The 17,509-nt window shown below is 43.8% G+C and carries 13 protein-coding genes; 3 read left to right on the forward strand and 10 right to left on the reverse strand.

Translation table 11 applies throughout. The features are described 5' to 3' along the window. Window positions 1–69 precede the first annotated feature (69 nt). From Q7S57_01730 to lepB, 6 genes are all read right to left on the reverse strand, one after another. Window positions 70–1,509 (reverse strand): putative DNA binding domain-containing protein, encoded by a 1,440-nt coding sequence (locus Q7S57_01730; GenBank protein MDO8511966.1) that lies wholly within the window; start codon window positions 1,507–1,509, stop codon window positions 70–72. Between the two features lie 2 nt (window positions 1,510–1,511). Further along, entirely contained in the window at window positions 1,512–4,061 is a 2,550-nt protein-coding gene (locus Q7S57_01735; GenBank protein ID MDO8511967.1) for a DEAD/DEAH box helicase family protein, read from the reverse strand. Window positions 4,062–4,583: 522 nt separating this feature from the next. Then, entirely contained in the window at window positions 4,584–5,189 is a 606-nt protein-coding gene (locus tag Q7S57_01740) for an NYN domain-containing protein (protein MDO8511968.1), read from the reverse strand. A 189-nt stretch (window positions 5,190–5,378) separates the two neighbouring features. Further along, window positions 5,379–5,717: a histidine triad nucleotide-binding protein gene (locus Q7S57_01745; protein ID MDO8511969.1), complete on the reverse strand. Its 339-nt coding sequence runs from the start codon at window positions 5,715–5,717 to the stop codon at window positions 5,379–5,381. Window positions 5,718–5,804: 87 nt separating this feature from the next. Continuing rightward, window positions 5,805–7,268 carry a histidine--tRNA ligase gene (hisS, locus tag Q7S57_01750; protein ID MDO8511970.1) on the reverse strand — a complete coding sequence of 488 codons (1,464 nt, stop codon included), beginning with the start codon at window positions 7,266–7,268 and terminating at the stop codon, window positions 5,805–5,807. 23 nt (window positions 7,269–7,291) lie between these two features. After that, on the reverse strand, window positions 7,292–7,939 hold the full coding sequence (gene lepB / locus Q7S57_01755; protein ID MDO8511971.1) for a signal peptidase I: 648 nt from the start codon (window positions 7,937–7,939) through the stop codon (window positions 7,292–7,294). A gap of 286 nt (window positions 7,940–8,225) precedes the next feature. Here lepB and Q7S57_01760 point away from each other — a divergent pair, with 286 nt between their 5' ends. Further along, entirely contained in the window at window positions 8,226–9,809 is a 1,584-nt protein-coding gene (locus Q7S57_01760) for an LCP family protein (protein ID MDO8511972.1), read from the forward strand. A gap of 8 nt (window positions 9,810–9,817) precedes the next feature. After that, window positions 9,818–10,417 (forward strand): aminoacyl-tRNA hydrolase, encoded by a 600-nt coding sequence (pth, locus tag Q7S57_01765; protein MDO8511973.1) that lies wholly within the window; start codon window positions 9,818–9,820, stop codon window positions 10,415–10,417. 345 nt (window positions 10,418–10,762) lie between these two features. Here pth and Q7S57_01770 read toward each other — a convergent pair whose 3' ends face one another. From Q7S57_01770 to Q7S57_01780, 3 genes are read right to left on the reverse strand one after another with little or no spacing between them, the layout of a single operon-like run. Continuing rightward, window positions 10,763–12,034, reverse strand: a complete 1,272-nt coding sequence (locus tag Q7S57_01770) for a hypothetical protein (protein MDO8511974.1) — start codon at window positions 12,032–12,034, stop codon at window positions 10,763–10,765. A gap of 6 nt (window positions 12,035–12,040) precedes the next feature. Beyond that, window positions 12,041–12,184 (reverse strand): hypothetical protein, encoded by a 144-nt coding sequence (locus Q7S57_01775; protein ID MDO8511975.1) that lies wholly within the window; start codon window positions 12,182–12,184, stop codon window positions 12,041–12,043. 41 nt (window positions 12,185–12,225) lie between these two features. Next, window positions 12,226–12,744 (reverse strand): hypothetical protein, encoded by a 519-nt coding sequence (locus Q7S57_01780; GenBank protein MDO8511976.1) that lies wholly within the window; start codon window positions 12,742–12,744, stop codon window positions 12,226–12,228. A 235-nt stretch (window positions 12,745–12,979) separates the two neighbouring features. On the opposite strand from Q7S57_01780, the gene mfd reads away from it, so the two are divergent. Further along, complete coding sequence (gene mfd / locus Q7S57_01785; protein ID MDO8511977.1) at window positions 12,980–16,186, forward strand: transcription-repair coupling factor; 3,207 nt, start codon at window positions 12,980–12,982, stop codon at window positions 16,184–16,186. 276 nt (window positions 16,187–16,462) lie between these two features. Here the strand turns inward: mfd and Q7S57_01790 are convergent, their stop codons facing one another. Beyond that, on the reverse strand, window positions 16,463–17,467 hold the full coding sequence (locus tag Q7S57_01790; protein MDO8511978.1) for a hypothetical protein: 1,005 nt from the start codon (window positions 17,465–17,467) through the stop codon (window positions 16,463–16,465). Between the last annotated feature and the right edge of the window lie 42 nt (window positions 17,468–17,509).

Genomic DNA, 17,509 nt, shown 5'->3' on the forward strand with positions numbered 1-17,509 from the left:
GATTTTTTGGCTAAGATAGGCCATTTTTATGAATTTTATCAACAATATTCATAAAACCACTACATGCTTTTATGCCCAATTTGGTACATATTCTTTCTGTTTTTCAGATTCCTTAATGAAACCTTTTTCTATTGTTGCCTTAATAATTATTGAAGCAGTTGGATAGTTTTTTTCTCCGATACTAAGTCTCTCTCTAAGAGTTGCATTTGTCATTCTTGATTTTTCTATATATTTCAAAACACAATGCTGAAAACACGCACGTACTTTATCATCCAAAGTCATCTCCTTTAAATCTTTATGTGCATATAGAGTGACTTTCGTAAAATCATCATATTTTTCAAAACTAGGTGCTGGCAATTGGTATAAAGCCACGTTAACTAATGCTCGATCAATACCAGTCCCTCCCTCTTCACAAACACCAATTTGCCTCATAAACGAAGCTAAGTCTTCATTTCTAGACCGTGGAGGGTGATCAATAAATCTATCCGTTTCAATTAATGGTTCCCCCGTATTGGTTATTTCAATTCTATTATCAAATATTTCTATCATTGGTCCAGCGCCTGATATTGAAAGATCTTGATGAATAAGTGCATTGGCAACAAATTCACGAATTGCAACTTCTGGATACATCTTTGCTTCTTTTCTCAATGCTTTGGAGATTACTTCATTGTGGGGAAGCTTGTCGTTTACATAATCAAGTAAATTCTCAAATGCAATTGCATATCCAAGTGCTCCCACTTGCTCTTTTACCCTTTCGACCTTTGTATTGCCTTTGTAGAGTACAACTCTTACAGATTTTCTCCTGACCGTTGGAAAATCATTCAAATTTTTAGCAAACAAAATAGCTCCAAGATTTGTAATATCGTAGTTGTTATTAAAAACCTTTTTTACTAATCCATGCTGAGCCATTTTTTCAACAAATTGGTTCGTTTCACTTGGAATCTCTTGCTTTGTAAGAGAAAAATATTTTGAATAGTCTAATAAGCCCAATACATCTGCAATAGTCAAATTTTCCTGCGCTATTCCTTTTTCAAAACTTTTTTTATTAATATTATCCCAAATCTTTCTTTCTTTCTCAGGATAGTCATTTAGTTTTGGAGTAGCTGATCCAACCCTGATATAAGCTATGTTATTAAACTTTACTGGTTGGTTTGTAGCGGGTGGAATCTCAAAAATGACAACATTTTTTTCTTCGTGCTGGAATTCGTGAATAGTGAAATTAATCCTCGGATTTAAATGTTGTGACAGCCAAAATTCTAACTGATCATTGCCAATCTTTTCTCTGCTGGGAAAAAAATTTGTACCAACAATTTCATGATTATCATCCTTGATACCGAACACAATGTAAGCGAATTTTTTATCCTTCAGATTTGCAGAGTTTGATAACGCTGATATCCTTTTGCCAATATCGTCTTTATTATAGTTATTTTCCTTGAATTCAACTGTTTCATCTTCAATTGGAAGTAAAACTAAATTTTTTAATAATAACCTTAATTGCTCTTTATCCATATCTATAAATTTGTTAAATGATAGGCATAATCACGGACATATTGCGGGACGACTGACTTGAATCCGTTGAGTTGTTGATATTCGTCAAAATGAAATGATGACTCCGTATTAAAACGACCGATTTGACGGCTCGTGACGATTTCACGGACTTTTTCATCCGTCACATACGCTTTAAAAAACATTTTGACTGGCGCGTAGTGCGTTTGATCCACCGGATTCACTTCCATAAACTTTTCCCATTCTGATTCGAGCAGGTCATCTTTCATCTCAAAAGTTTCTTTGTCGCCAAAAGCTACCTGCAAAAATTCTTTGACGGTAATACGGCGATCAACGCCAAAAATCTTTTTGATCTTGTCGAGGTTGAGGAAATATTTTGGCTTATCAAAAACCTGCTTTTGGGCAAAATTTTCGGCTTCTTCGGTGTCGCCGTTTTCCCACATATTTTTGAGTTTTTCGTTGCCAAGCACATCTTCTTCCACGGCACGCTTGAAGCCCTCACGGTCAATGCGCATAATCACGCCCTCGGGAGTTTCGGAAAGCGTAGCGAGTTCGTCGCTGGTCGCCAGGTCTATCGGGCCTTTTGCCCCAATAGGCTCGTCGCCCACAACACCAGCGCCATCTGCACCTAAGCCAGTGCCGTCAGAGCCAGTTGATGGTGTGATAAAAGGATAAGTAAGTTTTATTTTTTCATCATAATCAAATTCATTTTCAAAATATTCGCAGGTAGCAAAGAAATCAAAAAACTTGAATTTTTCTTTTGGTTCTATAACTGGATCGTTTTGATAATCGTTATATTCAAACTGCCATTTCCTTGTGCCTCGTCCTTTGATCTGCACAAAATCAGTCGGACTAAAAACCGGACGCATCAGCGCGATATTGAGTAAATCTTGGCAATCGTAGCCGGTTGTCATCATTCCTACAGTCACGGCAACACGAGTTTTACTCGAGTCGTAGCCTTCGGGGTGGTTTGTTTGTCCACCAAGACGATTATTGGCAAAATTGATGGTCATTTGCTGGGCACTCGCTACTTGCGAAGAAACTTGCATCGCGAAATTGGATTCGCTGTATTGTTCCGGCCATTTTTCAAAAGCAATTTTGTTCAAGACATTGGTTAATCGAGAGGCATGTTTTTGAGATACGGCAAAAACTATCGTTTTCCCAAACAAATCCACGCCAAGTTGTTTGGCAACGGGATCAAAAAGTCCGTTATCAATGAGCGCCTTACACATAGCAATATTGGTTTCTTCGTTGAAAATTTTGCGCTCGTAGTGGCGTTCGTTGAAAGTCTCATCAATTGTTTCGCCACTTTCGGTGAGAGTGTGGACGGCATAGCCTTCTTCCGAAAGAAGTTCCGTCGTTATGTTTGTGCGAGCGTCCACGAGAGTCGGCTTGATGAGATAGCCCTCCTCCGCGCCTTTTTCCAGATCATATGAAAAAGTCGGGTTGCCGGCTTCACAGCCAAATGTTTTATAGGTGTCAATCAAAAGTCGGCGCTCATATTCTCTTTGACTATCTGCGCCTTCAGCATCAAAACCTCTTAGATAATTTTTTGGCGTCGCGGTAAGACCAAGTTTGTAGCCGACAAAATATTCAAAAACCGCACGGCTGTTGCCACCAATGGAACGATGAGCTTCGTCGGAAATAACCAGTTCAAAATCGGTTGGTGAAAATTCTTTTTTGTAACGATCACCGGCAAGAAAGGTTTGGATCGTGGAAACGACAATGCTGGCCTTTGCCCACGAATCTTTGTTTTCTTTGTAGATAACGCTTCGATAATCCTTGCCAAGATATTGAACGAACGCTTTTTGCGCTTGAACTTCGAGCTCAAGGCGATCAACGAGAAAAAGTATTCGGCGAGCATTGCCGGATTTGAGAAATAGTTTTATGACCGCGGCAGAAATAAGCGTTTTTCCTGTTCCCGTTGCCATTTCAAACAAAAATCTTTGGCTTCCATTCTTTGCGCATTCTTGAAGCGCTTTGATTGCTTGCACTTGGTATGGACGAAGTTGCTTGAGTTTATTGGTTTTCAAAAACTCTGTGCGAGTAGATTCATCTTGAAAAGCAGGGTCTGTCGCGAAGGTTGGAATTTGTGTCGAGACGATATAATTTTCATCAACAACCGTTTGCGCAAGCTCGACAGGATTCGGCGTATACTTTTCATATTGAGTTATCGAATCTTGTGTTGGAAAACGAGAAATTGTGTCGGGATTACCGTGTTTGGTATCCCAAAAATAATGAATATTGCCGTTTGAGAGGATAACAAAACGAGCACCGGCGTTGCGAGCGTAGTTTCGCGCTTGCTCTTTCGCTGACAGCGGATCAATCGCTTCTTTTTTGGCCTCTACAACAACGAGGGGACGCTTATCTTTATCTAATAAAAGAAAGTCAATAAAACCGTGAGTTTCATTTTCAAAATCATCACCCAGTTCGGCATATTTTACGCCCGGCTCAAGGTGGATATTGGCTTTGCCGTTTTTATCATCTTCAAAACGCCAACCTGATTCTTCGAGTAGTTTATTTATTTTAATTCGTGCCTTTGCTTCTTTTGACATAATGTATTTAAAGTAACGCCGAACGACCAATAAATCAACGCTTAGTTGATATGGATCAAGTACAGGATTATTGCTCGCCGACTAACCACTTTTTTGGGGACAACGAGCGACAAACGCCAATCAGGGTCCGGCCCATGAACCACGCTACGGTTCAGGGCCGGACCCTCTACTGCGACGACGAAATCCCTCCCAACCTTTGCCCATCAAGGCAACACCGTCGACACGTGTGCAACCGTACCGACAAACAAACAACTTGACAACCTTATTTAATTACGATAGGATGAAATCACATTTGGCAGTAGTGTCAAATGACATCAACTGCAGGATCCCGCGGCAACGCGGGATTCTTTGCGTTTAGGCCTCGTCCGTAAATAAATTCCCAATCTTATACTCACTGCATCTTTAACTGCAAGCACTTCTCAATCGTAAAACCTTTCACCGTACTGCTAGTACGCCGTAAGGTTATACTCAATCAAAGTACTCACATTTAAAGCGCATTGAGCATAATCTTGGGGAATTTATTTACGGACGAGGCCTTATTTTTACCGATAATATCTCACTTCTAAAATCCGTAATATCGAAATAATGATGACAGGCTGGCGGGAGTTCTTTGGCTACATGTCCGCTTCTTGAGAAAACGATCGTCATCTTTCCTTTCCCTCTTAAAACTTTCAGCAAATATTCAAAATCACAATCGCCGGAAAACAAAATAAACGTATCGTATTTTTCTATTTTATCTATCGCGTCTACGGCGATTTCAACGTCAAAATTCGCTTTGCGGTGCGGATGTTCCGGCGCATGATCAAAATATTTCTTCATCTGCTTGGTGGAAAGCTTATACCCCGCTTTCTTCAGCATATACATAAAATTTCGATGGGACTCACTTTCAAAATCGGCAGAATAATAACTGATAGCGGTCAACTCCCCCATTTTTTCGAAAAACATTTTAAGCTGCCGATAATCTACCGTCCATTTTAATTTTCCCGGTTCAAAATGCTTAAGATTGTCCGGAATATCTTTTGGATTAACCCACATACTGCGTACCGATTGCTCAAGATTCGCCGCATCAATGAAAACACTAATTCTGCCGCGAAGGACGTCTTTTAGCTTGATATGATATTCATTCATATTGGATTATTTATTTAGAGTTTTACACAACTGTGACAATTTTACCACGTTCGTGTTTTGTTTGCAATAGCGTGTTTTGGACGTTTTTTAAGGGGGACGACGAGCGACGAACGCCAATCAGGGTCCGACCCTGCGCCTCAGGGACGGACCCTATATCTATCGGACCCTATTCTACTTTCAAAAACAAATTTAGAGCGGACGCAGTTTTTCGCCACCTAAAAGATGGATATGTAAATGCTGTACGGTTTGTCCGGCATTGACGCCGATATTGGTTAATAATCTGTAGCCACCATTTTCCAATCCTCTTTCTCGCGCAATTTTCGCGCCGATGCGCATCAATTTTCCAACCAACTCATCATCGGCTTCTTGCATTTCCGCAACCGAAACCAAATGTTTCACGGGAATAATAATTACGTGTGTTTTATATTTTGGATAGAGATCGTTAAACGCAACAACGCCGTCCTGCTCATAAACAATATCGGCCTTTATTTGTTTCGCGATAATTTTGCAGAAAACGCAGTCAGACATAATGTGACGTGAATTAAGATTTATGATTTATGAATGATGATGACGACGACGCTTCATTAATCATATATCATCAATCATTATTCACGTTCACGTATGGCTCGTCAGAATTTCTTTGTGCAATCTCTTTTTCAAGGCAGGTACAAGTGAGTCTAGATTCAAGTCTAATGTTTCTTGCATCCCGCTTTCCATATTGCGCAAAATAATGGTGCTGTCTAAGGCTTCTTTTTGCCCCAAAATCAAAGTCCATTGCACCTTTAGGCGATCGGCATTGCGCAGTTGCGCTTTGATACCGTCTTTGTGAAACGCTTCGGCAACTTTAAAGCCGGAACGACGCAAATCATCCAGAAGTTTTACGGCGCGACGGCGTCCAAGATCACCCAGATGCGCCAAAAATACATCCGGCATATCGGTATTTTTTACTTCAACACCTTCCGCTTTCATTTGCATAATTACTCGCTCTACCCCACCGGAAAAACCAACGGCGGGAGTAGCCGGACCACCAAGAAGTTCAACCAATCCGTCGTATCGACCGCCACCACCCAACGCCATACCGCTCAATGGATCCCCGGCCGGTAACGTTGAGATTATTTCAAAAGCAGTTCGGGTGTAATAATCCAAACCGCGCACCAAACGTGCGTTTTCCCTAAATGGAATGCCCAAATCTTGCAAATAACGAAGAACGTTTTGATAATGTGCTTTACAATCTTCACAAAGATTTTCGGTAACTTTAGGAGCGGTATTGCCAACCATTTGGCATTTTTCTTCTTTACAATCAAAAATACGGAGTGGATTTACCTTTGCTCGGCGTTTGCAATCGACACAAAGTTTTCGCGTATTATCCTGCACGTGTTTTTTCAATGCGTTAAGATATGATGGACGACAATTTTTGTTAAGACAGCCAACAGAATTGATATCAATTCTAAAAGCATCGAGTTGCAAAGCCTTATAAGCTTCATAGGCTAAATGAATTACTTGCACATCGATTATTGGATGGCCTTCCCCGATTACTTCCACGCCAAACTGTGTCAATTGACGATAACGACCGGCCTGCGGACGGTCATGACGAAAAACCGGACCTTGATACCACATCCGCACCGGTTGTGGCTTACTACTCATTCCATGTTCCAGATAAGCGCGGGCAACACCGGCCGTAAATTCCGGACGTAATGCCAAACGTGTTGTTCCACTGCGATCCTTCACAAAAAACATTTCCTTTTCCACGACATCCGTGGTTTCACCGATACTTCGCTCAAAAAGCGCCGCTTCTTCCACAACTGGAACAGAAACTTTTTTCATATTAAAACTAATGGCGACCTGTTTAAAGGTGTCATTCACAATATCCCAATAACGCATATCATCCCACAAAACATCTTGCATCCCCCGCGGAGAACGGACGACCAACGCGATTGGCGCGCGCGCGCGAATATCTTCTTCCTCTTCTTCCGGCGGACGTTGCATTCCACGACGTTGCTCGGTGCGCGCCGGCACGCCTGGTTTTACTTCTTCTTTCTTCTTGTCATTTTTGGCGTTTTCTTGGGCCGTTTGAACCATAATAATATTGATGAAAAATAATTTTAGGATTGAGGCGACACGGTCGCTTGCGACGGAACAATACCACCATATTGCGGAGTTGCGAAGGCCGACGCTTCGTTTATAGGAAAAAGACGCAACCAGGCGCGACCGACGATCAAATTACGCGGAACAGCCCCCCAAAAACGCGAATCGGAGCTGTGCTCACGATTGTCACCCAGTACGAAATATTCATCCTTACCAAGCATAGAATCAATGTTTCCGACCGTGATATCGGTAGTTGGAAGATATTGTCCCTCATTAAGTTGCAGTCCTTTTGGGTATTCATTATTGATTACGACGATTTTATCTTCACTAATTGTCACGCGTTCGCCCGGCAGACCGATAATTCGTTTGATGTAGAACTGGGACGGATCTTTTGGGTAACGGAAAACAACCACGTCACCGCGTTTTGGTGATCTGATGCCTAGGTTGTACGACAATTCATCAATCACCAGATACTCACCATCGTGAAAATTTGGGACCATGCTTTCACCACGCACAAAAAACGGCTGGGCAATATAGGTCCGAATCGGCAAAATAATTAACGCACTGATAATAAAAACTTTCGCCAAACCCCAAATACTGGAAAATAAATTTCTCAAAGCCGACTCTTTTCTTACCGGCCCGTCACTTTGTTGTTGTTCTTCCATTGAATAGAATAATGATAATAGTGAGGTGAGGTTAGCACAAAAAAGAGGTTAATGCTAGTGATAAATGACACGGTGAAAAAATCCCAAACTCCAAACCCCAATGTCCAACAAAATCCTAATTTCCTAAATCCAAAACACTAACAATTTTGGTCATTATTATTTTAGGGTTTTGTTGGGATTTGGTCATTGGGTTTTGGGATTTAAAGACCAATTAAGTTCGCCACAACTCATCAAATCCCGTCGGCTTGCTTGTCTTGAGTATCAGTCCTACAATTCACAAGGTAACATGAGTTCTCGTGTATCTCTTTCGTCAGACGAACGCGCAAACATCTTGCGCGAGATAAGATCCGCCGATGACGGCGCTTCTGTTCCTGTTCGATCGTCAAAAGGCGGTAGCAATAAAAATAGCGGTGGCACCATCAAAGCCCCATCGGGAAAACGAAAAAGGGGCCGTGGCCTACGACGCACAATTTATGTCATCGTAACACTGCTCGTCCTTTGCGGTGGACTATTTTCCGCAAAAATACTTAAGGTCGGCCAAAACGTTCTCAACAAAGACCGTTCAATTTTCGCGCAATTAGTCGATCTTATTATCCCGGGTGATCGCAAACTGGTTGGCGAAAAAGACGGCCAAATCAATGTTCTACTCGCCGCCATCGGCGGAAAGGGTCACGAAGGCGAAAACCTGACCGACACAATCATGGTGGCAATGATTCGCCCCCAAGAAAAGAAGGTTGCGTTACTGTCTATTCCCCGCGATTTATTTGTGCGTCTTCCCGGCTCAACATCTTTCACAAAAATTAACGCCATTAATGCCTACAAAGAAAACGTCAAAAAGGGCGAAGGCATTATCGCCTTGGGTCAAAAAGTGGAAGAAATTTCCGGCCTCTCTATTCATTACTACGCACGAGTTGATTTCACTGCTTTTAAACAAGTTGTCGATAAAATAGGGGGCGTTGAAGTTACCGTCCCCGTTTCCTTCTACGATTACTGGCACAAAATTTCTTTCCCGGCCGGGACAGAACTAATGAGTGGTGATCGCGCCCTTTCCTATGTTCGCGCACGCTATGTTGATGGCCCCGAGGGTGGCGATTTCGCTCGCGCCGCGCGTCAGCAACATTTACTACTGGCAATGCGAGAAAAGATTTTCTCCGCCAACACCGCGTTTGATATTCGCGCCATTACCGGCATTCTCGATGCTTTGGGAGACAACGTCGCTACAAACTTTAATTTGTGGGAATTAAAAGGAGTTTTTGAAATGGTGCGCGGAATTCCAAAAGACAACATCCACACAGCCGTCTTGTCGACTGGAAACAATGGTCTCCTAACTGGTGGGACAGAAATTTTAGAAGGTGTTCCAGCTTCAGTTATTCGACCACGTGCCGGCGCCGAAGATTATTCACAGATCAAAGAATTTGTCAGCAGTATTTTTACATCTGCAAAAACCGACGCGTTGGCCACACCAAACTCATCTTCAAAACCAACCGCGACTCCCGCAACATCGCCTTCAGCCACACCGTCGCCATCATCTTCATCTCCTGACGCAACAAATTTAAAAGCCGAAAAACCGACCGTAGAAATTAGGAATGGCACAAATATCACAGGCTTGGCATCACGCACGTCGGCTAAACTAAAAATAGCAAACTTCATAATTCAAACTGTTGGAAACACGGCGAAACGTGATCGCACATCCACCATCGTCATCGATCTTACCGCCAATAAAAAACCGGAGAGCCTCAAAACAATTTTAAGCACGCTAGGTATCAGTAGTTCAGTTTCTCTTCCAAGCTCCGAAAACTCTTCAAAAGCAGACTTTCTTATTCTCCTCGGTACCGATTCTGCGGGAAGTGTACCAACGGCGACGCCATAAATAATTCTATGTCCGAGTTTAATCTGGACGACATAAAAATAATCGTCGGTTTAGGAAATCCGGGAACCGAATATGAGCAGACGCGTCACAATGCGGGCGCAATGATGTTAACGTATCTGCAGAACCAGTGGAATTTCCCCGAATTCAAACACGACAAATACTCGAATGCGATGCTGTCGAAGGGTACAGGGGACAGGGGACAGGGGACAGGCCGCGAACGCGTCGCAAACGCGTCGGCAACCTCTACCCTCTACCCTGTCCCCTGTACCCTCGTCTTCCCGCACACCTTTATGAACGAATCCGGCCAAAGTGTCGCCTATCTCATGGAAAAAGAACACCTGCAACCGGAACAGTTATTGGTTTTACATGACGACAAAGATTTTAATTTCGAAGAATTGAAGTTGCAAAAAGAAATCTCTTCCGCCGGACACAAAGGCGTACAATCAATCATTGACTGTCTGGGAACATCCAACTTTTGGCGCCTAAGAATAGGCATCGGCCCAGTCCCGGAACCAATGACCACCGATATTTTTGTGTTGCAGAAATTTAATACAGACGAAACAAAAAAACTGGATAGTATTTTTCAGCGAGCGGTAGAATTAATCTAAAAATTTTGTCAAAGTTTCAAACTTGCTTTCCGGCTACACCCTAACGTGAAGGATTGCGAAGGCGGAAAACAAACGGATCATACGCAATAGTCTTGGAGCAATTAGTAGTTAGACCCAATTATGGCAAAATCAACATGAGTAATGGACAAATAGCCTTCCCAATACAAAATTAGAGCTTGCAGTAAAGCTGAAGCTGTAGTTTTGTGTTGGAAATACTATAAATCTGCCAGTGTTAGCCAATAAACACGGGCTTGAGATGGTTTTGGTGTGTCACAATCAATTTCAGCACCATAGGCAAATTAAGTCTTTTGGTGTTTTTGGAAATGTGAAATTTTTTCGCTTACATTAGTTTACTCCAAGACTATTGCGTATGATCCAAACAAACGATTCGTTCGGATCCCACCCTCTCGCCGGCTCCGACCAAGGGCCGTTCAGCCATAAGCCGTCTTCATTCCGTTCAAGGCCGAAGACGCCCGGGTCGCCAACGGAGTCAGTAATCTGTTTCATACCAATGTATAACCGTTCATTCATTGGTTGATCGAGATACTGTAAACGATAATTTGGACCAACTTCCGCAGGACAGCGTTCTAAACCAAGCTCAAACGCACGCTGATAAATTTCTTCTGTGGTTGCACCACTTTTAAAACCCAAATCCTTGACGGTAAGACGAATGAGATTTATTTTTTCCATTGATTCTTGCGTGGTAAAATCTTTGTTATCCAGCATGCTTTTGGTGTAGGCGCTGATGTTAACGATTGCTTGCTCTGATTCTTGCTTCAATTGATCTTTTGTTTTGCCGCCAATTTCTACGCTTGTTCTTCTTATTCTTCCTTCTGGAAAAGTGGTATAAATGTGTTCAATATTATATTGTTGGATCTTATCAAAAATACCGGGTTCCAATTTTCCAACATACGCTTTCGTGTTTTCGTTTATTTCTGCTTGTGTTCTGGCAATTTGGGCGTTTGCACACTCAAAAACAATCGGCATATCTTCATCAATGTTCCGTTGGCTTCGTAACTCTTCAATTCTGGGGTCCCGTTGATAACCAAAACCTTCGATTGGACTATCCAACTCATACAGAAAAACTAACTCCTCTTTAGATAATCTAACCGCGGAATTTTCCAAAAACATGAGATAAAATTCTTCATTAAGCTTTTCCATCTCCAGATACAAAAAAGAATCCTTATACCATTCTCTTGTTTGCTCAATTTCGGCAATTTTATTTTTTATATTAGAAATATCAACAAATTTTTTCGCAATATCCGTTAGTTTTCTCATATCTGAATTTTTCTTTTCGTATTGCGCACCATCGGGAAACTCTTTCAGTTTATCCTTAACAACATCACCAACATATTGATCAAGATTTTGCTCCACAGCAATACCGCGCACTTCGGCGATACTTCCTTCTTGCATACGAATGGCAACTCTGGGAATGCGCGAGTTGCCGTCTTGGTCATTGGAATAATAAACGTAAAAATCGCCGGTCTTGAGTTGTGCTTCGGCGGTAGATTCCCCGGCCGTACACCAACCCGTCCCATGACCCTGCAATGACTCTACTAGTGGGATATGATCGGTTCCTTGATCGTATTTAACCCATTTCCCTTGAGTATTTATCAACTGCTCTTATTGAGCAGGGGTGACTTTTTCAATCGCCCAAGCGTAAAGCTTGCCGAAGTTTTCGGATTGAAGAAGTTGTTGAAATTTTTCTTTATCTTCCCCCTCATAAGTGTTTGGCTCTTTATTCCGTTTCTTTTCGATTGCGTCCAAAACATAAGCCAGTGCTTCACGATTAAGATCGGGAAACGGTTTTACCGTTCCTTTGGATCGCTTTGTGAATTGGTGTGTTTTTTGTCGTAGTCGCCAAGTGCGAGAACACTGCGGAAAGCGTAATATTTGAGCCAGTCGGGATAGGTGGCGTCCTTTGAGGATAGATAGTCTACCCAGTTGTCCAGTGTACTTTGTTGATCGGCAATAATAACCTCGGCGTGCTGTTGGCGTATTTCCGGGGTAATTTCAACGTCGCCATGACCCCGTTCACGCACAAGACGACGTTGGTTCTCAAAATAGACTTCGGGAATATCCTCTTTTTTAATGACAAATTTTTTATGAAGCACGGTCTTTAAAGCTTGCATGCCTCTTTCGCGGTTATCAGGATCCTCGCGTTCAATTATCTCCTTGAAACGGTCCAAATAGTTTTGGATGCGGATTTCCGGTTTTTGCGACAGTTTTTCATCCGTGCGCTTTTCGGTACGGTCGGCAGTCGATTCCACCTCGTCACTGTTGCCGAGATCGAATTTTTCTTTAAGAAAGCCGGGATTTTCACTCATAAAAACATCTTACTCTTTTTACACGTTGACGTAAAAAATACCGGCATTTTGTCAACCCATAAAAAGTAAGTCCAAAACAGTAAATGTTTTAGTCATTTGGATTTTTGGAAATTTGTTGGGATTTGGAGTTTGGTCATTGGGGTTTAAAAAGTTTTGTAATAAAATAATTACAATTCCATACAAAATTTGCATAATATCACGTATCATATATAATGCATTCACATAACTATCGGGAATGAATATCCCGCGAATCTCTGTATTACAGGACCTTTGGAGCGCCGTCGAAAATGATAAACAAATCGAAGCGCCGACTCTTCCAGAGAGCATCCTTCCCCTATTTTTAGCAGGTCTTCCGATTTCCAAATCGGGTAGGCCAATTGTTGTGGTACTCGTAGAAAGATCGACAATCACCTTACCCGGAATTTCTCGTTCCATCGCTTTTTGGAAACAAATAAAAATCGGCGATACCGAATACGCCTCCAACTATCCGCTGACAATTTTACCGGTTCTTTTGCCACAAGAAAGATCGGGTGACATCCCAACGCCACGCCTAAGAGCCTATTGGCAGGCCATTACCGCATTAAAAAATAATCACCCGCGCTTAATCCTCGCCACGCAAAAAGAACTGCAACAACCCTCACCCAAACTATCTTCCGACCTGGGTGCCCTGCAACTCAAAGAAAAACAAACCCTCTCTCCAACTATTCTCATCGAAAAATTAATTAATTTTGGTTACAGCGAAGAACGCCTCTCCGAGGAACCCGCCACTTTTTCTCATCACGGCGGTATTGTGGATATTTTTCCCTTTCACTCCGACACGCCAATGCGCATCGAATTTTTGGGAAATGAAATTGACCACATTAAATCACTGGCGCCACGCAATCAAAACGGTACCGATACAAAAAAATTATTTGAACGCATCGCCCAAACGGATGGCCGAACAAGAAATATCTTTCCATTGGCACTGCCACCGTCACTACCGGTAAGTTTCCAAAAAATAATCGAGACTGCCTACATTATTGCCGAAGAAGGGGCCCTAACGGGAACAACACCAAAACCGGATATGTTGTTGCAACCATTTTCCGCCATCTCCGCAATTCGTGAACCATCGGCGTGCGGTGGCGATATGGAAAAATTCAAACTGCTTGTTTCCGAAACACTCAATAAAAATAAAGTAATCGTTTTGACGGCGCGCCCCGAAGCCACAAAAACAGCATTACCGCAAGACGAAAAACTGCAAATTATTCCCGCCGAAACAGCGGCGGACGCCAGAGGGTTTATTGCCACAGAAGACGCAATCGCCGTCTTCACCGATGCCGATATCGGCGAATCGGCGGAAGAAGATCCCCTTTCTTGGGATAGCGGGATGGCCTACTCAAGACGCTTTTCCGCGGGCAGTTATGTTGTACATCGCGATCACGGCATCGCGCGTTTCCGCGGAATTGAAAGAAAAGAATTACGCGACTCGGCCCGCGATTACTTGGTTTTGGAATATGCCGCCTCCGACAAACTTTTTGTTCCTGTGGAAATGTCCTACAAAGTCACCGCTTACATCGGTGCCGCCAATCCCGTCATTCATCGCCTTGGCGGAAGCGAATGGGAATCAACCACCAAAGAAATCCGCCAAGAAACGGCGGAATTGGCCAAAGAATTGCTTCAGCTTTATGCCGCGCGCGAAACACAATCCGGCACTGCTTTTCCCCCGGAAACTACCGCAGAACGCGCCCTGGCCGATTCTTTCCCCTACGACGAAACACACGACCAAGAAACCGCCATTCGCGAAGTAACCAAAGATATGGAACGCGCCCAACCAATGGATCGGCTGGTTTGTGGCGACGTGGGATTTGGAAAAACGGAAGTGGCCATTCGCGCCGCTTTCAAGGCGGTAAACTTCGGTCGCCAAGTGGCCGTACTTTCCCCCACAACGCTTTTAGCGCAACAACATTTCGACACCTTCCAAGAACGTCTCAAACCGTTCAATTCTCGCTGTGCCATTATTTCTCGCTTTCAAACTACGGCCGAACAAGACGAAGTGGTTCGCAAATTGGCCACGGGAGAAGTGGATATCGTCATCGGTACCCACCGTCTATTATCGGAGGATGTAAAATTCAAAGCCCTGGGCTTAATGATTATCGACGAAGAACAAAAATTCGGCGTCGAACAAAAAGAAAGTTTGCGCAGAATGCGGGCCAGTGTGGATGTACTTTCGCTTTCCGCTACTCCCATTCCACGCACACTGAACATGGCGCTTTCGGGCCTGCGTTCTTTATCGGTAATTGCCACGCCTCCGGGAGGACGTCAACCGGTGATTACAAAAGTAACGCGAGAAAACGATGAGCTGGTAAAAAAGGCGCTACAAACCGAACTTGAGCGCGGTGGTCAAGCTTACGTTTTATGGAATCGCGTCGAAACCATTGAAGCGGCGGCGGAACGAATTAGAAAAATTATGCCGAAGGCGCGCGTGGTGGTCGGCCACGGTCAAATGCATGAACAAAAACTGATGCAAGTGATGGAATTATTCGATACCAAAAAAGCGGACATTTTGGTTTGCTCCACAATTATTCAAAATGGGATCGATTTGCCGAACGTCAACACCTTGGTTGTTTTTGATTCCCCGTCTTTTGGCTTATCTGATTTATATCAATTACGCGGACGCGTTGGTCGAGGTAACAAACAAGCCTTCGCCTATTTCTTATACCACCAGGGCCGTTTACCGTTTGAAGCCCGCAAGCGTTTAACCGCATTGCTTGAAGCCGTAGAATTAGGAAGCGGGTGGACGCTCGCGTTGCGTGACTTGGAAATTCGCGGCGCGGGAAATCTTCTCGGAAAAGAACAGCACGGCACAATTCGCGCCGTCGGTGTGCATCTTTTTGGTGAACTGTTAAATGAAGAAGTGGAACGCCTGCGCAAGGGCGCTGCTGAACAAATTATTACCGATGTACAAATCGACTTGCCAATCAAAGCCTATTTACCGGAAGAATACATTCCCAACACGGCGGAAAGACTACAAGCTTATACCCGAACCGGATCAATCCGTTCTATGAAAGACCTTGTCGCCACACGACATGCGATAGAGGAACAATTCGGTCCACTTCCGGAATCGGGCGTTAATTTTTTCCAAATTCTTAAACTGAAACTACTGGCTGCTGTGGCGAACGTAAACGGAATCGTCGCCTCAACCAATCCGATGGCGAGCAAACGCGATATGACCGCGAAAAAAGATTTACGCGTTACGTTAACTTTACAAGACGGCCTCACGCCAACTATCGCCTACACCGCGATTGCCGACAATCCACGTTGGACTTTCACCGGCGCATCAATGTCCATTCCCGTCACCGAACTAGGCGCGGATTACATGACAAAAATCGAACACACATTGCATCTAATAACTGAAGCGCGCGAAAAAGAACGCCTGACGGGGAAGGCGAAGAAGAGGGTGTAGAGTGTAGGGGGTAGATTCCTATAATTGTCCTCTAATTTCCTTTCTATTTCGGTATTTAGATTTGTATACAGTATTTGGTATATAGTATATGGATTTATTGAGCACATACTATATTTTGGCATTTTTATATATATTATATTTTGTCGAGCACGAAATCATCCCCCGTCGCCCTGATGAGCTATGGGGGATTATTGTTTTTTACGAAAAACAATAAAAAAACCGTACGACTACCTGGTCGTACGGCTACTAAAGAGCTTGAAACTGGTAACGTCGCCGCTACTTGATCTGGCGGATTTCGCGGGGGCTTTTGCGCACCCCTTGAAGTTGCTTGTGGCAGCGCTGTTTCAGCATCGCCACCTGCTCCGGCCCGCCGAACACTTTTGTGATTGCTCGCGCATCAAGACTCTCGAGCGCACTGATGTACTGTGTCGCGCCAGTGAAATCTTTCCATCCAACAGACTCATCGACGAGGCCTTTCAGTCTTATCGCTTCGACGATAAACAGCTCGATCAGCCGCTCGTCCAAAACGGCCAGCTCGGGATCATCCGGAATGAAAGTGTAACCATATCCGACCGATTTCCGGACCATTTTTCTTTTGATGGGCTCAATACCCTCAAGCAGAAGTTTGGCCCCAGCAAGATCACCAGCTTCCATTCGTACCCGACACACCGCGAGAGACTCCTCTCGAAACCGTCGTGCATCCTCCTTAGCACGAACCTCGGCTTCCACGATTTCCCTCTCGACGGCTTCTTTGGCTGTTCTCTCGGCTTGAGCCTTGCTGTTAACCGCAGAAATGACCTGCACACGAAGTTCGTCATGTTTCCGTGTCAGTTCCGCGAGCCGCTCTTTCAAAGCCACAAGTTCATCATTTCGCGGCTTAACAAACGGAATGAGATACTTTTTCGTCTGAAGCAATCCTAAGCCTCGACTTGTCCAAAGCAACCTTTCTCCCGCTCGATCGAACGCATTTCGTGCGCCCGGATTGGCAATAACACTGGCATGTCCATCTTCAGCCTCGGCCAGGTATTTACCGCAATCGACGAAAATGAGATCGGCCCATTCCTTGTTCCGCTTATCAAGTTCGCGAAACAACCTGCTTCGCGCAGCCCCATATTGCCTCCTTAGGTCTTGGCTGCTCGTTTCAAGGATCGCATCCGTAAGCCAACTTGTGCAAGAGGCCAGTTCCGCTGGTTTAGAGGACTGGCTCGCCAACAATTGGGCGGCGTGACCGAGAAGCCACGTATTGTCGCGATCACGATCAATTTCAAACCCATCATACATTGGATTTTCTCCTGTTATATTTATTCAGTTTTCCCACAGAAC

The organism is bacterium, assembly GCA_030647555.1.
GTDB lineage: Bacteria > Patescibacteriota > Andersenbacteria > UBA10190 > CAIZMI01 > CAIZMI01.

Bases quoted from the DNA above. Each gene is read 5' to 3' on its own strand.
- Q7S57_01730 (MDO8511966.1), bottom strand. From the start codon at position 1,509: ATGGATAAAGAGCAATTAAGGTTATTATTAAAAAATTTAGTTTTACTT.
- Q7S57_01790 (MDO8511978.1), bottom strand. From the start codon at position 17,467: ATGTATGATGGGTTTGAAATTGATCGTGATCGCGACAATACGTGGCTT.
- hisS (MDO8511970.1), bottom strand. From the start codon at position 7,268: ATGGTTCAAACGGCCCAAGAAAACGCCAAAAATGACAAGAAGAAAGAA.
- Q7S57_01740 (MDO8511968.1), bottom strand. From the start codon at position 5,189: ATGAATGAATATCATATCAAGCTAAAAGACGTCCTTCGCGGCAGAATT.
- Q7S57_01745 (MDO8511969.1), bottom strand. From the start codon at position 5,717: ATGTCTGACTGCGTTTTCTGCAAAATTATCGCGAAACAAATAAAGGCC.
- Q7S57_01760 (MDO8511972.1), top strand. From the start codon at position 8,226: ATGAGTTCTCGTGTATCTCTTTCGTCAGACGAACGCGCAAACATCTTG.
- Q7S57_01735 (MDO8511967.1), bottom strand. From the start codon at position 4,061: ATGTCAAAAGAAGCAAAGGCACGAATTAAAATAAATAAACTACTCGAA.
- Q7S57_01780 (MDO8511976.1), bottom strand. From the start codon at position 12,744: ATGAGTGAAAATCCCGGCTTTCTTAAAGAAAAATTCGATCTCGGCAAC.
- pth (MDO8511973.1), top strand. From the start codon at position 9,818: ATGTCCGAGTTTAATCTGGACGACATAAAAATAATCGTCGGTTTAGGA.
- mfd (MDO8511977.1), top strand. From the start codon at position 12,980: ATGAATATCCCGCGAATCTCTGTATTACAGGACCTTTGGAGCGCCGTC.
- lepB (MDO8511971.1), bottom strand. From the start codon at position 7,939: ATGGAAGAACAACAACAAAGTGACGGGCCGGTAAGAAAAGAGTCGGCT.